Source organism: Actinokineospora auranticolor, from assembly GCF_002934265.1.
In the GTDB taxonomy this organism is placed as follows: Bacteria; Actinomycetota; Actinomycetes; order Mycobacteriales; family Pseudonocardiaceae; genus Actinokineospora; species Actinokineospora auranticolor.
Window position 1 is genome coordinate 50,252 of record NZ_PTIX01000028.1, and the last position, 15,379, is coordinate 65,630.

Below are 15,379 nucleotides of genomic sequence, written 5' to 3' on the forward strand. Positions count from 1 at the left end.
CCCCGCGCTTCCCCTCCACCTCAACCCAAAGCCCGCGCCGCCGGTGCCCGACGCGTCCATGCCGAACATCCCGGCCGCCAGGTGGGGTCGTGCCACCGGACGCGCCCGTGCGACCCGGCATCGGCCAGCCGGGCGCACCCGTGCCGCCACCCGCCCTCCTTTTCACTCCCCTCCCCCCAACACAAAGCCCCACCCACCCGGGGGCAGGCCCCGCCTTGAGCCTATCGCCGCAGATCAGAGCCCCGGAAGCCCCGACCCGGCCACTGTGGACAAACGCGATTCATGTGGACAGCTCAAACACAATTCGCCTCAGCGGGAAGCGCCAACGAGTCGCAGAGCGGCCGTGGCGCGGCCACTCCGCCAAGCAGGCGGATCCCTGCCAGGTAGGTCGTTCTACCAAGCGGCCGGTGATCTCCAGGACCCTCAGCAAGGAACTGCCGCGCCAGCCGCACTTCCCAGCCAGCCCTTGATTTCAGCGTCTCAAGGTCGACGACAGGCAGAGCACCCACGACCCGCGCCATCACGCAACAGCGGGCCCACCCTCACGCGAACCCGGCCAACACCTCGCACACAATCCCCCGCATAGCCGCCTCCGCTCGCCCCGCGTCCCCCGCCACCACCGCCTCCGCCACCTCCACATGCAGCCGCACCGCCTCGGGCTTGGGGGACATCGGCATCCGCCCCTGCCGGGTCCGGCCGGTCAACACCTCCCCCACCACCTCCCCCAGGTGCGCGAACATCTCGTTCCCCGACGCCACCAGCAGCAGCCGGTGGAACTCGATGTCGAAGTCCAGGAACGCGTCCAGGTCATCCGTCGACGACCGCAGCCGAACGGCCAGCGACGTCAGCCGTCCCGCCTGTTCCGCCGACACCCGCACCGCCGCCAGCGCCGCGGCCGCGGGCTCGACGGCCGCGCGCAGCTCGGTCAGCGACCGGAATTGCCGTTCCCGGTCCACCCCCGCCAGCCGCCAGCGGATGACGCGCGGGTCGTAGAGGTTCCACGCCGCCTCCGGCAGCACCACGATCCCCACCCGGCGGCGGCCGACGACCAGGTGCATCGCCTCCAGCACGCGCAGCGCCTCGCGCACGACCGTGCGGGAGACGCGGAAGCGGGTTTCCAACTCCTCCGTGCGTAGCACCGTGCCGACGGGGTACTCGCCGGTCACGATCGCCGGGCCGAGGGTGTCGAGCACTTGGCCCGGGAGTCCTGAGGTCACCACCTCAGTGTGTCACTCATATGACCAGTGCGTCTCAGACTCTTGAATAAGTACTACTTTTGAGCTTCACTGGGTCGATGGACACAGTGGTCGTCGTGATGGGTGTGTCGGGCTCGGGGAAGACCACCCTGGCCGCGGGCGTCGCCGGGGCCCTCGGTGTCCCGCTCGCCGAGGCCGACGAGTTCCACAGCGCGGCCAACATCGCCAAGATGCGGTCCGGCACACCGCTCACCGACGAGGACCGCTGGCCGTGGCTGCGCGCCATCGGCGACTGGATCCGGGACCGGGCCGCGACCGGCGGCGGCGTGGTGACCTGCTCCGCGCTCAAGCGCGCCTACCGCGACCTGCTGCGCGAGTCGTCGCCCCACGTCTTCTTCGTCGAACTCGACGCGCCCCGGGCCCTGCTGGCCGACCGCATGGCCAACCGCAGCGGCCACTTCATGCCCGCGTCCCTTTTGGACTCCCAGCTGGCCGTCCTCGAGCCGCTGGACCCCGCCGAGCCCGGTGTCCGGCTCGACGCCACCGCCACCCCGGCCGACCTCGTCGAGGCCGCGCTGCGGGCCGTCCCCACCGGAGGCAACCCGTGATCACCGCAGCGGCCTGGACCGGGCACGACGCCCGGCTGATCGGCGCGGCCGTGCTCGGCATCGCGCTGATCGTCGTGCTCATCACCAAGCTGAGGCTGCACCCGTTCCTGGCGCTGGTGCTGGGTTCCGGGCTGCTCGGGCTGGTGGCCGGGATGCCGGTGGCCAAGCTCGTCGAGAGCTTCACCAAGGGCGTCGGCTCGACGGTCGCGGGTGTCGGCGTGCTCATCGCGCTCGGCTCGATCCTGGGCAAGTTGCTCGCCGACTCCGGTGGCGCCGACCAGATCGTCGACACCATCCTCGGCCGCGCGTCCGGGCGGCGGCTGCCGTGGGCGATGGCGCTGGTGGCGGCGCTGATCGGCCTACCGATGTTCTTCGAGATCGGCTTGGTCATGCTGATCCCGGTCGTCCTGCTGGTGGCCCGGCGCAGCGGTCAGCCGGTGATGCTGCTGGCCATCCCGGCGCTGGCGGGCCTCTCGGTGCTGCACGGCCTGGTGCCGCCGCACCCCGGCCCCCTGGTCGCGGTCGACGCGCTGCACGCCAACCTGGGCCTGACGCTCGGGCTGGGTGTGCTGGTCGCCATCCCGACGGTGATCATCGCGGGTCCCCTGTTCGCCCGCTACGCCGCGCGGTGGGCGCCGGTCTCGCTGCCGGAGGAGCCGGAGCAGGAAGCGCGCGCGGAACGGCGTCCCAGCTTCGCGGCGACCCTGACCACCGTGCTGCTGCCGGTCGTGCTGATGCTCGGCAAGGCGCTGGCGGAGATCCTGCTCCCCGAGGACAACCCGGTCCGGCACGTGCTCGACTTCCTCGGCACCCCGCTGGTCGCGCTGCTGCTGGCGGTCCTGGTCGGCATGGTCGCCCTCGGCCGCGGCCTGGGCCGCGACGGCCTGTCGAAGTCGGTTTCGGACTCCCTGCCGCCGATCGCGGGCGTGCTGCTCATCGTCGGCGCGGGCGGCGGGTTCAAGCAGACGCTGGTCGACGCGGGCATCGGTGACGTGATCACCGGTCTGGCCAAGGACGCCGACTTCTCCCCGCTGCTGCTGGGCTGGCTGATCGCCGTCGCGATCCGCCTGGCCACCGGCTCGGCCACGGTCGCCACCATCTCGGCGGCGGGCATCATCGCCCCCTTGGCCGCGGACATGGCACCGACCCAGGCCGCGCTGCTGGCCCTGGCCGTCGGCGCGGGTTCGCTGTTCTTCTCGCACGTGAACGACGCGGGCTTCTGGCTGGTCAAGGAGTCCTTCGGCCTGTCGGTCGGGCAGACGGTGAAGACCTGGTCGATCATGGAGACGATCATCTCGGTCGTCGCCATCGCGCTGATCTACCCGCTCAGCCTGCTGCTCTAGCTGTACTGACCTGATCTGGAAGAACGCTTGCGCTCGTCGCCGGAACGCGATCGCGGAGTCCTTGGTCTCCTCGGAGAGGATCTCGGTGTAGGCGAGTCGGGAGTGGTCGTCCACCGCGTTGTGCGGGAAGCCATAGCCGATCTGCGGGTTGCGGTAGGCGTTGCGCTTGGCGGTGGGGGTGCGTTGGCTGTCGCGTCCGCCGACCTGACGTTGCGCCGCCCGCCGCAGCGGCAAGCCCTCCCGCACACCAAGATCATCCGATCACCTGTCGCCCCGTACCCAACCTCAGTGGTCAGTACAGCTAGCCCAGCTCTCGATCATCTGGCGGGCGATCGAGGTCTGCCCGGACAGCACCAGGTCGTCCAGCACACCACCGGCGTCGAGGGTGGCGCGCACCTGTTCCCGGGACACCCAGCGGGCCTCCTCGATCTCCCCCTCCGCCAAGGCGAACGGCAGCGCGCGGTCGGCGCGGGCGGTGAAGCCGAGCATGATCGACCGGGGGAACGGCCACGGCTGGCTGCCGAGGTAGCGGATGTCCCGCACGCGCAGCCCGACCTCTTCGAGGATCTCCCGCCGCACGCAGGCCTCAAGGGACTCACCGGTCTCGACGAACCCGGCCAGGACGGAGAACCGCCCCTCGGGCCAGTTCGCGCCACGGGCCAGGAGCACCTGCTCGCCGTTGACCCCGACGCCGTCGTGCACCAGGCAGATGACGGCGGGGTCGGTGCGCGGGTACTCCTCCCGCCCGCACCCGGTGCAGCGCGACGCCCACCCGGCGGCCACGACCTCCACGGCAGACCCGCACTTGGCGCAGAAGCCCGCGCGGGCGTGCCAGTTGGCCAGTCCGACGGCGGTGGTGAAAAGGCCGGCGTCCACATCGTTGAGCTGGGCCCCGATCGTGCGCAGGTCCTGCCACCGCACCCCGTCGGCGTCCTCGGCACCGATCCACAACCCCCAGCTACCGGGCGGGGGATCCACCGGGCGCAGGTCGGCGTCGGTGTGGAGCGACCAGTACGCGGCGTCCCCGAGCTGCCCGAGGAGTCGGGCGTCCGGGGGGCGGGAGTCGCTGACGGCCGTGGCGGGCCGCAGCGCGAGCGCGGTGTCGCCGGGGAGCAGCGGGACCCGGCCCTTCTTGTCGACCAACAGCACCTGGCCGACCTTCCACAACTGGTCCAGCCGCCCCTCGTCCTTGCGGGCAGCCTCGTCCCGGTCCACGGCGGACCTGGACAGAGTCGGCAAACCGGACAGCTGGAACGGCAGTGGCTGGGTCATGCCCCCATCCTCTACCAACCGACCCGGGACAGCCTGTGTCTTTCCCCTCCGCTTACCGCCACCCGCGTCCACGCCCCGGCCGAGCCCGCGCACCCGCTCACGACCATGCCGGATCAGCATGTCTTGCCCGCAGACACATGCCGCGCCCTCGCCCCCATGCGCTACCCGCATTCCCAGCGAGCCAAGGTCCACAGCGAGCCTGTGCCCACAGCAAGACCCGCGCCCGCTGGCCCGGGCCGGTGTCCACACCGAGCCCCGAGTTGTCCACAGGCTTGATCGTCTTCGGCCGGGACTGTCGGTCCCGGCCGGTAGAATGGATACCGGGGGCCGGAGGCGTGCCGCCTCAGGAAACCGCCTCCGGACCGATGTTCCACGTGTTGCACTGGTAGGTCAGGTTCTTGGTGTAGCCCTGCTCCTGCCACCCGCCGTTGTGGTCCGGGCTGCCGTGGTCCCGGGGGACGCCTTCCTGCCAGTCGCCGCGGTGGTAGCCGTCCTGGATCGCCACGTCGACGAGGCCCTTGTTGATCGAGCCGCCGCCGCGCGCGCCCGCGGCGAGCCACATCCCGCCGAAGCAGGAAGCCTGGAGTTCGCTGCGGCGGGACAGTTCCAGGCCTGCCGCGGTCTGGTCCCCCGCCTCGTAGCGGGCGTTCCAGTAGGCTTCGGTGACCCCCGACATGGCTTGGATGTGGTGGCCGAACTCGTGGGCGAACAGCGCCAGGTAGTTGCCGACCCCGTAGCCCTCGTCGGCCTGCAACCCCTCGTACGGCATGTACAGCGTGTTGTTCTGCGAGCAGTAGAACGCCGCCACGACGCCGTCGCTCTCGCTACCGCACGGGCTGCTCCACTGCTTGCCCGTCGGCGATTCCAACTTGGGCGAGATGTACGGCAGGTTGGCGCGTTGCATGACCGGCGCCCACGCCTTGTCGAAACACGGGATGGCCGCCGCGAAGAAGGCGTGCGCGCTGGACGGGTCGTTGCGCCACGCGGGCAGGTTGCAGGTGACCGTTGTGGTGCTGTTGTTGCCCATGAACAACGGGTTGTTCACAGTGGCGTACACCGGCTGCGGCCTCGACGCCGTCGCAGTGGTCCGCGGAGCCGTCGTAGTAGTGGCCTGACGCGTCCCCGTAGTGGTGGTGGACGTGCTCGCACGCGGCGCGGTAGTCGTGGTGACGACAACCGTTGTGGTCGTCGTAGTGGTGGTGCTCGGCGGGGTGTACGAGGTGCTGGGAGCGCTATAGCCGACGTCATGGGAACGCTTGGGCTTGTGTAAGAGCACATTCAGGCTCACAACGCCCGTGGCCGCCAAGAGAATCACCGACAACGTGATCGCGACGATCATCCCCGTATTGGACTTCGGCCGCATCGGCGGCGCCCACACCGGCGCGTAGCCCGGCGGCGGCCCGTACTGCCCGTACTGCCGGGGGTGCTGCGCGGACCCGAAGTACATCCCTTGTGGACCGTACGGACCGGGCGCGGGCGGCAGCGGCTGGGCCATCGGCGGGGGTGCCACCGGCATCGGCGGTGGATACGGACCGTGTCCGTACCACGGACCCATCGGCGGCTGGTTCATCGTTCCCCCGGATTCCCCTCAACCGATTTGGCCGGACCGGCGGTGAGCATAGGCGCGCTCGACTATCGTTCGCTGCCGTGTTGACGAATTGGGGGGTCACCGCCGCGGCGCTGGTGGCGGGCATCACGTTCGGCGCGGCGCAGCCGTCGTTCCCGTCGCTGCCGCCGAACCCGCCGACCATCGATTTCCCGGTCCCCACGCAGACCGGGACCGGTGTGCCGCCGACGTTCAAGCCGATACCGGCGCCGGGTTCGACGAACCCGCGGCCGTCCGGCGTGGTGCCCACCCCGGTGCTGCCGCGCAGCGTCAACGTGCAGCTCAAGGTGGAGCGCGACGGCAGCCTCACGGTGCAGGAGCAGGTCATCGTGCAGGCCCGGCAGCGGATGAAGCGGACCGCGCCGCTGCGCATCGGCGACCGGGTGTTCACCGTGCGCGACGCGACCGTGCAGGGCAACGGGACAACCGCGATCACCCCGGACACCTTCACCATCGACCTCGGCGAGGGCGCGTCGACCGTGCGGTACACCGTGGACGGCGCCATCGCCGACCTCGGCGACCGCCTCCAGTTCCGCTGGCCGGTGGCCAGCGGCTGGGACAGCGTGCTGGTGCTGGTGCGCGCCTCCCTGCTGACCCCGAAGCCCGGCCGCGACTTCGTCTGCCTGGCGGGCCCCGCGGGCACCGAGCAGCCCTGCCAGTCCGCGGTCACCGACTCCGGCGGCATCCTCCGCGTCCGGCAGGGGAACCTGGCGGTCGGCGGCCGGATCGACCTCTCCGCCAATCTCGATTCCGGGATGGTGCCGGTCAACGCCAGGTTCGAGCGTTCGGAGAACGACGCCTTCGCGTTGACACCGCTCGGCGGTGGCGGTCTCGGCTTGGTGGCTCTGCTGTTGCTCGGCGGGTTCGCCGCGTTGTGGACGGCCCGTGGGCGTGACGCGAAGGCATTGGTGGCCGAGGTGCCGTCCGTGGACCTCTTAGCCACCAACGCCGGTCAGGTCTCCTTCGCCTCCCCCGACGGTGTGCTCCCCGGACAGGCCGGAACGGTTGTCGACGAGCGGGTGGACGCGCGGGACCTCAGCGCCACCGTGGTCGACCTCGCGGTGCGCAACTACCTGTGGATCACCGAGGCGGGTAGCGACTGGCAGATCGTCCGACGCAACCCGGCCGACGACTCCCTGACCGCGTACGAACTCGCGGTCTACGACGCCCTCTTACCCAACGGCGCCGGCTCCGTCACCCTGTCCTCGCTCCGCTCCACCCCACCGGACCTGTCCAAGGCGCGTAGTGCGCTCTACGCGGACGCGGTCTCCCGCAACTGGTTCAGCCGTCACCCCCAAGGCATCGGACGTCTGGGAATCGCGGGCATCGCGCTCCTCGTCGTCGGTATCGCGGGCACCGTCCTCTTGGCGCTCAACGACGGTTCCGCACTTCTCGGTATCGCGGTCGGTATCGCCGGTCTCGGCCTCTTGCTCGGTTCCCGTTTCGTGCCCGCACGGACCAAACGCGGCAGCGTGCTCGTGCAGCAGGTGCGCGGTGTCTTGGCCTTCCTGCAGAAGGCACGCGCGGACGACGTCCCCTCCTCCGACCGCGAAATGGTCTTCTCCCGGTCCCTGCCCTACGCGGTCGCGTTGGGGGAGACCGAGGCGTGGTTGACCCGTTTCGGCGCTCTAGACCCATCGGCCGATGGCACACCCGGTCTCTACTGGTACGCCACCCAGGACCCCACCGCCGACCTGCAGCGGTTCACCGCCCAGTTCCAGACCTTCCTGGCGACCCTCGACGACATCCTCGGCAAACACTGAGAGTAGCTACAACAACGCGACTTGATCTGCGTAAACCCCCACAAGGGGGTCGCTGGCGCGCCCTAAAACACTCGGTGTACCTTTCGCCCACTCTGTCTACCCTCGATCGGGTGTCTCGGGAGGTCACACGGTGTCCATCGTGCACAGACTGGCGGCTGGCGCCGCCGCGAGCGTCGCCCTCGTGGCGCTGGCCGTCCCCGCGCTCGCCCAGGCAGACCCGGAGTACCCGGTCGAGGTCGGCCAGCCGACGCTCGCCACGGCGGTCAGCGTGTGCGACGGCGGCAAGAGCGGCGTCGAGGTGATCCTCGACGACCGCGACGAGCCCTACACCGTCAGGCTGACCGGGTCCGCCTTACCGGCGCAGAAGTCGACCTACGACGACGAGCACGGGGTCAACCGCGTGCTGTTCACCCCCGTCCCGGTCGGCTCGTACACCGTGGAGATCGAGGGCGCGGACGAGAAGTCCGACGGTCTCCCCGTGACGGTGAAGCCGTGCAAGGACCTCGACCCCGCCAAGGGCGAGTTGAACGTCAGCGTGGCCTGCCGCGGCGGCTGGGGCGTGGCCACCTTCGAGATCGCCAACCCGGCGACCGGCGACGTGCGCAACTACACGCTGCAGATCAACAACCCGTACGCCTACAACGTCGAGGTCGCGGCCGGGGTCTTCCTGAGCATCACCGACAACCTCTACGACGACGGCGAGTACGTGGCCACCCTGCGCGGCGACGGCTTCGAGACGCCGCTGGTCCGCAAGTTCACCGTCAAGTGCGCCTCGGACAAGGCCCCCGGCGTCGGCACCTACGCGCTCTGCGACAGCAAGCCGGACGTGACGAGCCCGGCGCAGCTGTGGGTCGAGCTCGACAACCCGAACCGCGCGGCCGTCGAGTACTCCGTCACCGCGAACTCGTTGACCAAGAAGGTGTCCGTGCCCGGCGCCTCGCACGGCAACGTCAACCTCGGCGGGATCCCGGCGGGCGACTACCCGGTTGTCGTCAAGGGGTCCGACGGCACGGAAGCCGTTACCGGCGTGTCGGTGGACCACTGCGCCGACGTGAAGGTCGACCGCGACGGCCTCCAGGTCGCCACCCGGTGCGTGGACGACGCTTCCGTGGTGACCGTGCGCTTCTACGCCGTCGGCCCCTACCCGTCCGAGCGCAAGTTCAGCATCGAGGGCACCCCGCGCTTCGACGCCACCGTCCGCTTCGACGGTGACGGCGTCTACCGGTGGACGCGCCACGTCGGACTCTTCGAGGACGGCGTCTACACCGCGCACCTGACCGGCGGCGGCCTCGACACCACGGAGAAGTTCACCGTGGACTGTGCAAAGGACACCCCGCAGCCGACCACCACGGTGTCCACCCCGGACACCACTACGACCCCCAAGCCGACGGAGCCGTCGCAGCCGCAGGAATCGACCCCGGCCGTCACCACCTCGGCCGCGCCGGTGCCCCCGGGCGACGGCGGCACGTCCCCGGACGGCGGGCTCCCGGTCACCGGTGTCGCCGTCGGCGGCATGGTGCTCCTCGGCCTGGCCGCGCTCGGCGGCGGCACCGCGCTGCTGATCGTCGTGCGGCGCAGGCGGGCGGCCGGACAGGGCTAACCGGTCCGGGGTATCGGTCCGGGGTCGGCAAAACCGGCACACCGAGTTATCCACAGGCGGGCACCGCTTGGTGTCCGCCTGTGGCGCGTCTCCCGTAGGCTCCGGGGTGTGACCGTCTCCCAGCCGCACAGGTACACCCTCGCCAACGGCCTGCGGGTCGTCCTGGCACCGGACGACACGTCGCCGGTCGTCGGCGTCAGCGTGCACTACGACGTGGGCTTCCGCTCCGAGCCCGAGGGTCGGACCGGGTTCGCGCACCTGTTCGAGCACCTGATGTTCCAGGGCAGCGAGAGCCTCGAGAAGCTGGCGCACTTCCGCCACGTCCAGTCCTCCGGCGGCACGTTCAACGGCTCCACCCACCCGGACTACACGGATTACTTCGAAGTCCTGCCCAGCGCCGCGCTGGAACGGGCGCTGTTCCTGGAAGCCGACCGGATGCGCGCGCCGAAGCTCACCGAGGAGAACCTGCGCAACCAGATCGACGTGGTGAAGGAGGAGATCCGGCTCAACGTGCTCAACCGCCCGTACGGCGGGTTCCCCTGGATCCTGCTGCCGCCGGTCCTGTTCGACACCTTCCCCAACGCGCACAACGGCTACGGCGGCTTCGAGGACCTGGAGCAGGCGACGGTCGCCGACTGCGCGGCGTTCTTCGACACCTACTACGCCCCGGCCAACGCGGTGCTCACCGTCGCGGGCGACTTCACGATCGACGGCGCCAAGGCGCTCATCGAGAAGCACTTCGGTGACGTGCCCGCCCGCCCGCGCCCGCAACGGCCGTCGTTCGCCGAGCCGCCGCCCGCCGCCGAGGTGCGCGCCGACCACCCGGACCCGCTGGCCCCGCTGCCCGCGGTCGCCATCGGCTACCGCATCCCGGACCCGGTCGACGAGTTGGACGCGTACCTGGCGTTCCTGGTGCTCGCGGGCGTGCTCACCGACGGCGACGGCTCCCGCCTGCAGCAGCGCCTGGTCTACGGCGAGCAGCTGGTCAGCGAGGTCAGCGCGGGCTGCGGCATGTTCGGCCCGTTCGAGGCGCGCGACCCGGACACGTTCACCATCTCCGCGATGTACTCGCCGGAGGTCGACCTGGACACGGTCCTCGCCGCGGTCGACTCCGAGCTGGAGAAGCTGGCCGCCACCCCACCCGACCCCGCCGAGCTGGCGAAGGTCACCGCGCGCTGGGCGGCGAGCCTGCACAAGGAGCACGACCGGATCGTCAGCCGAACCCTGGCGCTGGGCGCGTTCGAACTGCTCTACGGCAACCCGTCGCTGGTCTACGAGCTGCCGGAGAAGATCAAGGCCGTCACCCCCGACGCGGTGTCCGCCGCGGCCAAGACGCTGCGCCCGGACAGCCGGGCCATCCTCACCGTCACCCCGTCCGGCGGTGCGCGGTGAGCTACGAGTCGACAACCGAGAAGTCCGCAGGAGGAGACCAGTGAGCCGCACCGCCGAGGAGATCGGGCGCACCGAAACCGGTCCCCGCCCCCTCCCCGCGCTCGGCGAGCAGCGCGCGGCCACCAACCTGTCCTCTGTGGACACGGTGCTGCCCAACGGCCTGCGCGTGATCGCCGTGCACCAGCCCACCGTCCCGATGGTCGAGCTGCGGCTGCGCGTCCCCTTCGCGGGCGCGGAGGCCGCGCACGCGGCCACGGCCGAGGTGCTGGCCGCCACCATCCTCACCGGCACCGCCAAGCGCGACCGGGTGGGCGTCGACACCGAGTTGGCCCTGGTGGGCGGTGAGCTGTCGGCCGCGGTCGACCCGGAGCTGCTCTCCATCGGCGGCAACGCGCTGGCCACCGGCTTCGGCACGGTGCTGGCGGTGCTGGCGGACGCGCTGACCGGCGCGGTCCACGCCGACGACGAGGTCGCGGGCGAGAAGGCCAGACTGATCGAGCGGATCACGGTGGCCCGCTCGAAGCCCAACGTGATCGCCCGCCTGGCGCTGCAGCGCCACCGCTACGGCGACCACCCGATCACCCGGGAGATCCCGGAGGCAGCGGACGTGGCCGGGGTGACGGCCGCGGACGTGCGCGCCCTGCACGCGAAGGCCGTGCTGCCCCGGGGGTCGGTGCTGGTCGTGGTCGGCGACGTCGAGCCCGCCCGGGCCGTCGAGCAGGCGGCCGCGGCGCTCGCGGGCTGGGAGTCGGACCGGTCCGCCGCGGTGCTGCCCGCGCTGCCGCACCTGACCCCGGGCGACCTGCTGGTGGTCTCCCGGCCGGGCGCGGTCCAGTCGCAGATCCGGCTGACGGCCCAGTCCATCACCCGGACCGACCCCCGCTACCCGGCCCTGCAACTGGCCAACCTGGCCTTCGGCGGTTTCTTCTCCTCGCGGCTGGTGGAGAACATCCGGGAGGACAAGGGCTACACCTACCACGCCCGGTCCTACCCCGAGTTCACCCCGGACGGCGCCACCCTGCTGATCGACACCGACACGGCCAGCGACGTCACCGCCGCGGCCCTGCTGGAGATCAGGTACGAGCTGGGCAAGCTGGCCATCGGCGGGCTCACCGAGTCCGAAGTGGACACGGTGCGGCAGTACGCCATCGGCTCGCTGCTGACCAGCACCTCATCCCAGGGCGGCATCGCCTCCCAGCTGGCCTCCCTGGCCGTGCTGGGCCTGGGCCTGGACTGGCTGGTCGGCCACCCGGACCGCCTCAAAGCCGTCACGCCGGAGCAGGTTGCGGCAGCCGCCCAGGAGTTCTTCGCCCCGAACCGGTTCACCGGCGTGGTCGTCGGCGACGTCGAAATACTCGCCCCCCTCAAGCACCTCGGCGGCGTGACCTTCCCCGAGTAGCGGGTGTGCCGTGGGTGGGCCGCGCGCAGGCACCGCCCACCCACGGAACGCCCACTGCTCAGGCCACGCCCCTCGGCGCCTCGTCGTGGTCGGTCTGGCGTGAAGCCGCCATCTTCCTGGCCGCCCGCTCGTTCGTCGTCGCCCACGGCGGGTTCGCCAAACCGAGCGGGTCGGCGGCGAGTCCGGCTGCGGTCAGGTGGGTCTTCGCCGGACGGGTGGGAAGCAGAAGCCCGCGAGCCAGCCGCCGCCGACGCCTGCGAAGATCAGCAGGACCACGCCCACCGGTCGCAGGTCCACGGTTGCCCCGGCCGTCGCGTCGCCCAGGCGCACCACGTCACCGACGGCCACCCGGACGCGCTCACCGGCCTGGTGCCCGCAGGCGTCCAGTTCGGACACTCCGCCGGTCGGCAGGCGGACTCGTTCCGGGCCGCCCCCGGTGCACGCCGCGCCCGTCACCACCTCGGCTTCCACCACCGTGCCGGGGCTGCCGCCCGCCGACCAGTGGCCCAGCAACCCGAGCAGCGCGAACGCCAAGGCGACCACCACGCTGGCGGCCGCGGCCACCAGCAGTCGGGTCGTCGGGGAGCGCATCCCCGGATGGTCGCAGACCGCGCAAGGGGTCAGTCTTCGGCCGGGGTGACCTTGCGGATGTAGAGGAGGCGGTCACCGGACTCGATCGCGTCGGCCTCCGAGGAGTCGACCCGGTAGAGCTTCCCGGCGCGGACCAGGCCCAGCACGATGTCGGGCAGGTGCCGGGGCGAGCCACCGACCTCGGTCTGCTCGACCTCGCGTTCGGCGATGGCCAGGCCCTCGTCGGGCGTGATCAGGTCCTCGACCATGTCGACGACGGTCGGGGTGTGCGTGGCCATGCCGAGCAGCCTGCCCGCGGTCTCGCTCGACACCACGACCTGGTTGGCGCCGGACTGGCGCAGCAGGTGCACGTTCTCGGTCTCCCGCACGGCCGCCACGATCTGCGCGTTCGGCGCCATCTCGCGGGCGGTGAGGGTGATCAGCACCGCCGAGTCGTCGCGGCTGGCCGCGACCACGATCGACTTGGCCCGGGGCACGCCCGCGACCCGCAGCACGTCCGAGCGGGTGCCGGAGCCGTGCACCGTGACCAGGCCGAGCAGCGAGGCCGCGTCGAGCATGGCCTGGTCGGTGTCGACGACGACGATCCGGCTCGGCTCCACGCCGTCGGAGAGCACCGCGCTGACCGCGGACCGCCCCTTGGTGCCGTAGCCGACGACGACCACGTGGTCCCGCACCTTCGACCTCCACCTTTGGATCTTGAATGCCTGCCGGGAGCGCTCGGTCAGCACCGCCAGGGTGGTGCCGACCAGCACGATGAGGAAGAGGATGCGCAGCGGCGTGATCACCAGGATGTTGATCAGCCGCGCGGAGTCGCTGGCCGGGGTGATGTCGCCGTAGCCGGTGGTCGAGAGCGACACCGTGGCGTAGTAGATCGCGTCGAGGAACGAGATGCCGTCCTCGTTGACGTCGCGGTACCCGTCGCGGTCGAGGTAGACCAGCAGCACGGCCGCGAACAGCGCGAGCACCGCCCACACGATCCGCCGCAGGATCGAGGTGACCGGGGAGACGCTGCTCTCCGGCATCCGGATGATCCCGACCAGGTCGTGCTCGGCCCGCGCCGTCAGGTCGTCGGTCGCCCGTTTAGGCCTGATCACCACAACTCTCCCCCGACACGGTCCGGCTCACGTGCGGAAGGTTATCCGCCACCCCGCCCGCGCGCCCCACGGCTCGCCGTCAGCCACACGACCAGCGGCTTCACACCAGGTGACCGGTCAGCGGATCTCGGCCTGGCCGTCGACGGCCCGGATCTGCTCCACCAATTCCTCCGCCGCCGCCCGGCTCAGGCCGCTCGCCACCAGGATCGGGGGTTGGCTGTCGACCAGGTCCCTGGCCTCCTTCAGCCCGATGTCGCTGTGCTCCCGGATCACCTTGATGACGTTGATCCGGTACTCGCCGACCTTGGTGACCACCACGTCGAACTCGACCGGCCGGACGCCCGCGACCGTCGACAGGAAGACGTACCCGTCCAGTGCGCTGGGGTCGCGCTCCACCTCCGTGACGAGCCTGCGCACCATCGGGTCGTTGGCGGTCCCGGCGTCGACCTTGTCGAGTTCCGCGCCCTCCAGCAGCACCAGCCGGTCCTCGGCGAGCCGCCGGTAGAGCTTCGGGCGCTGGTACTGCACGACCAGCAGCGCCGCCAGCAGCTTGGCGTTGTAGGCCTGGTCGGCGAAGGTCTGCTTGGCCAGTTCGTGGTTGAGCACCAGGGAGTTGACGAACCGCTTGATGCGGCGGGGGTTGGTGCCCAGGCCCGCGACGATGTCCTCGGCGATGTCGTGCAGGCCATCGGGCAGCAGGGAGCGGACGAACTCGATCGTGGACCCGGTGGACACCGGCGGCAGGGTGAACGGCACCTGCACGATCTTGTCCAGGTACTGCTCGGCGATGTTGCGGTCGCTGTAGGTGGTGTTGATGCTGTTCTCCAGCGCCTCCCGGTCCACGCCGAGCACGTAGACGCAGCCGGGCATGTTGAGGAACAGCTTCAGCGCTTCCAGCGTCTTGAGGATCGATTTCGGCAGGCAGCGGTCCAGGTCGTCGATGAAGAAGACCAGCCGCACCTCGCCGTCGTTGGTGGCCGCGCGCATCAGCTTGGCGAAGCTCTCGCGCAGCTGGACCCGGCGCTCGCGGACCTCGAAGAGGCTTTCCTCGTACTCGGCCTTGTAGGCGTGGAAGTCGCTGAGTTCGTGGAACAGCGGTGCCGCCGTGATGACCGAGTCGGTGAGCGCGCTCGCGATGGCTGTGAGCAGCTCCTTGCCGCGCTTGCGGTCGACGACCTTGTCCACCATGGTGTGCAGCAGCGCCACGACCGGGTTGTCGTCGAACTGGTGGCGCCACGGGTCGAACCAGATGGTGGGGACCTTGTCGCCCTCCAGCTTCTTGCGGACCAGTTCCATCAGCGTGGTCTTGCCGGTGCCCCAGGAACCGTAGATGCCCACCACCAGCGGGGTCTCGCAGACCTGGACCGTGTTGGCCAGCGCGCGGGCGATCTTCTCGCGGTCGAGCAAGTCGTTCGGGGACGGTTCGTCGTTGCGGTACCCCGAGATGTCGCCGTTCGCCACTGGTGCCCTCCCCTGCTCCGGCCGCACGCCACTCTAGATCGCCCGGACCGGCAG

General features: G+C 70.7%; 12 protein-coding genes and 1 pseudogene. 6 read left to right on the forward strand and 7 right to left on the reverse strand.

What is annotated here, in order from left to right; genetic code table 11:
- Positions 1-542: 542 nt before the first annotated feature.
- Positions 543-1,217 carry a FadR/GntR family transcriptional regulator gene (locus CLV40_RS31945; protein ID WP_104482737.1) on the reverse strand — a complete coding sequence of 225 codons (675 nt, stop codon included), beginning with the start codon at positions 1,215-1,217 and terminating at the stop codon, positions 543-545.
- A gap of 77 nt (positions 1,218-1,294) precedes the next feature.
- Here CLV40_RS31945 and CLV40_RS31950 point away from each other — a divergent pair, with 77 nt between their 5' ends.
- Together CLV40_RS31950 and CLV40_RS31955 are read left to right on the forward strand one after the other, a co-directional pair.
- Positions 1,295-1,804, forward strand: a complete 510-nt coding sequence (locus CLV40_RS31950; RefSeq protein ID WP_104482738.1) for a gluconokinase — start codon at positions 1,295-1,297, stop codon at positions 1,802-1,804.
- Entirely contained in the window at positions 1,804-3,147 is a 1,344-nt protein-coding gene (locus CLV40_RS31955) for a GntP family permease (RefSeq protein ID WP_374066429.1), read from the forward strand. Before CLV40_RS31950 ends, CLV40_RS31955 begins: the two co-directional genes overlap by 1 nt.
- Positions 3,148-3,165: 18 nt before the next feature.
- Here the strand turns inward: CLV40_RS31955 and CLV40_RS39960 are convergent.
- From CLV40_RS39960 to CLV40_RS31965, 3 genes and pseudogenes are all read right to left on the reverse strand, one after another.
- A pseudogene (locus CLV40_RS39960) lies at positions 3,166-3,285 on the reverse strand (IS481 family transposase); the annotation flags it as partial.
- Positions 3,286-3,432: 147 nt separating this feature from the next.
- The gene (nudC, locus tag CLV40_RS31960; RefSeq protein ID WP_104482740.1) at positions 3,433-4,419 is read right to left on the reverse strand and encodes an NAD(+) diphosphatase; all 987 of its coding nucleotides are present in this window, start codon (positions 4,417-4,419) and stop codon (positions 3,433-3,435) included.
- Between the two features lie 343 nt (positions 4,420-4,762).
- Positions 4,763-5,935 (reverse strand): neutral zinc metallopeptidase, encoded by a 1,173-nt coding sequence (locus CLV40_RS31965; RefSeq protein ID WP_181043866.1) that lies wholly within the window; start codon positions 5,933-5,935, stop codon positions 4,763-4,765.
- Positions 5,936-6,066: 131 nt separating this feature from the next.
- Here CLV40_RS31965 and CLV40_RS31970 point away from each other — a divergent pair, with 131 nt between their 5' ends.
- From CLV40_RS31970 to CLV40_RS31985, 4 genes are all read left to right on the forward strand, one after another.
- Positions 6,067-7,788 (forward strand): DUF2207 family protein, encoded by a 1,722-nt coding sequence (locus CLV40_RS31970; protein ID WP_181043867.1) that lies wholly within the window; start codon positions 6,067-6,069, stop codon positions 7,786-7,788.
- A gap of 139 nt (positions 7,789-7,927) precedes the next feature.
- Positions 7,928-9,388 carry a hypothetical protein gene (locus tag CLV40_RS31975; protein ID WP_146108321.1) on the forward strand — a complete coding sequence of 487 codons (1,461 nt, stop codon included), beginning with the start codon at positions 7,928-7,930 and terminating at the stop codon, positions 9,386-9,388.
- A 108-nt stretch (positions 9,389-9,496) separates the two neighbouring features.
- A complete protein-coding gene (locus tag CLV40_RS31980) occupies positions 9,497-10,780 on the forward strand; it encodes a M16 family metallopeptidase (RefSeq protein WP_104482743.1) in 1,284 nt (427 codons plus the stop codon).
- Between the two features lie 40 nt (positions 10,781-10,820).
- Positions 10,821-12,179: a M16 family metallopeptidase gene (locus tag CLV40_RS31985; protein WP_104482744.1), complete on the forward strand. Its 1,359-nt coding sequence runs from the start codon at positions 10,821-10,823 to the stop codon at positions 12,177-12,179.
- A gap of 192 nt (positions 12,180-12,371) precedes the next feature.
- Here the strand turns inward: CLV40_RS31985 and CLV40_RS31990 are convergent, their stop codons facing one another.
- The 3 genes from CLV40_RS31990 to CLV40_RS32000 all read right to left on the reverse strand — a co-directional run bounded on the left by CLV40_RS31990 (position 12,372) and on the right by CLV40_RS32000 (position 15,325).
- Positions 12,372-12,770: a hypothetical protein gene (locus CLV40_RS31990; protein ID WP_104482745.1), complete on the reverse strand. Its 399-nt coding sequence runs from the start codon at positions 12,768-12,770 to the stop codon at positions 12,372-12,374.
- A 29-nt stretch (positions 12,771-12,799) separates the two neighbouring features.
- Positions 12,800-13,861, reverse strand: a complete 1,062-nt coding sequence (locus tag CLV40_RS31995) for a potassium channel family protein (protein WP_104482776.1) — start codon at positions 13,859-13,861, stop codon at positions 12,800-12,802.
- A 120-nt stretch (positions 13,862-13,981) separates the two neighbouring features.
- Positions 13,982-15,325, reverse strand: a complete 1,344-nt coding sequence (locus CLV40_RS32000) for a ribosomal protein L7/L12 (protein ID WP_181043868.1) — start codon at positions 15,323-15,325, stop codon at positions 13,982-13,984.
- Positions 15,326-15,379: the final 54 nt, after the last annotated feature.

Coding starts and splice junctions, on each gene's coding strand:
- CLV40_RS31950 (WP_104482738.1), top strand. CDS start 1,295: ATGGACACAGTGGTCGTCGTGATGGGTGTGTCGGGCTCGGGGAAGACC.
- nudC (WP_104482740.1), bottom strand. CDS start 4,419: ATGACCCAGCCACTGCCGTTCCAGCTGTCCGGTTTGCCGACTCTGTCC.
- CLV40_RS31965 (WP_181043866.1), bottom strand. CDS start 5,935: ATGCCGGTGGCACCCCCGCCGATGGCCCAGCCGCTGCCGCCCGCGCCC.
- CLV40_RS31990 (WP_104482745.1), bottom strand. CDS start 12,770: ATGCGCTCCCCGACGACCCGACTGCTGGTGGCCGCGGCCGCCAGCGTG.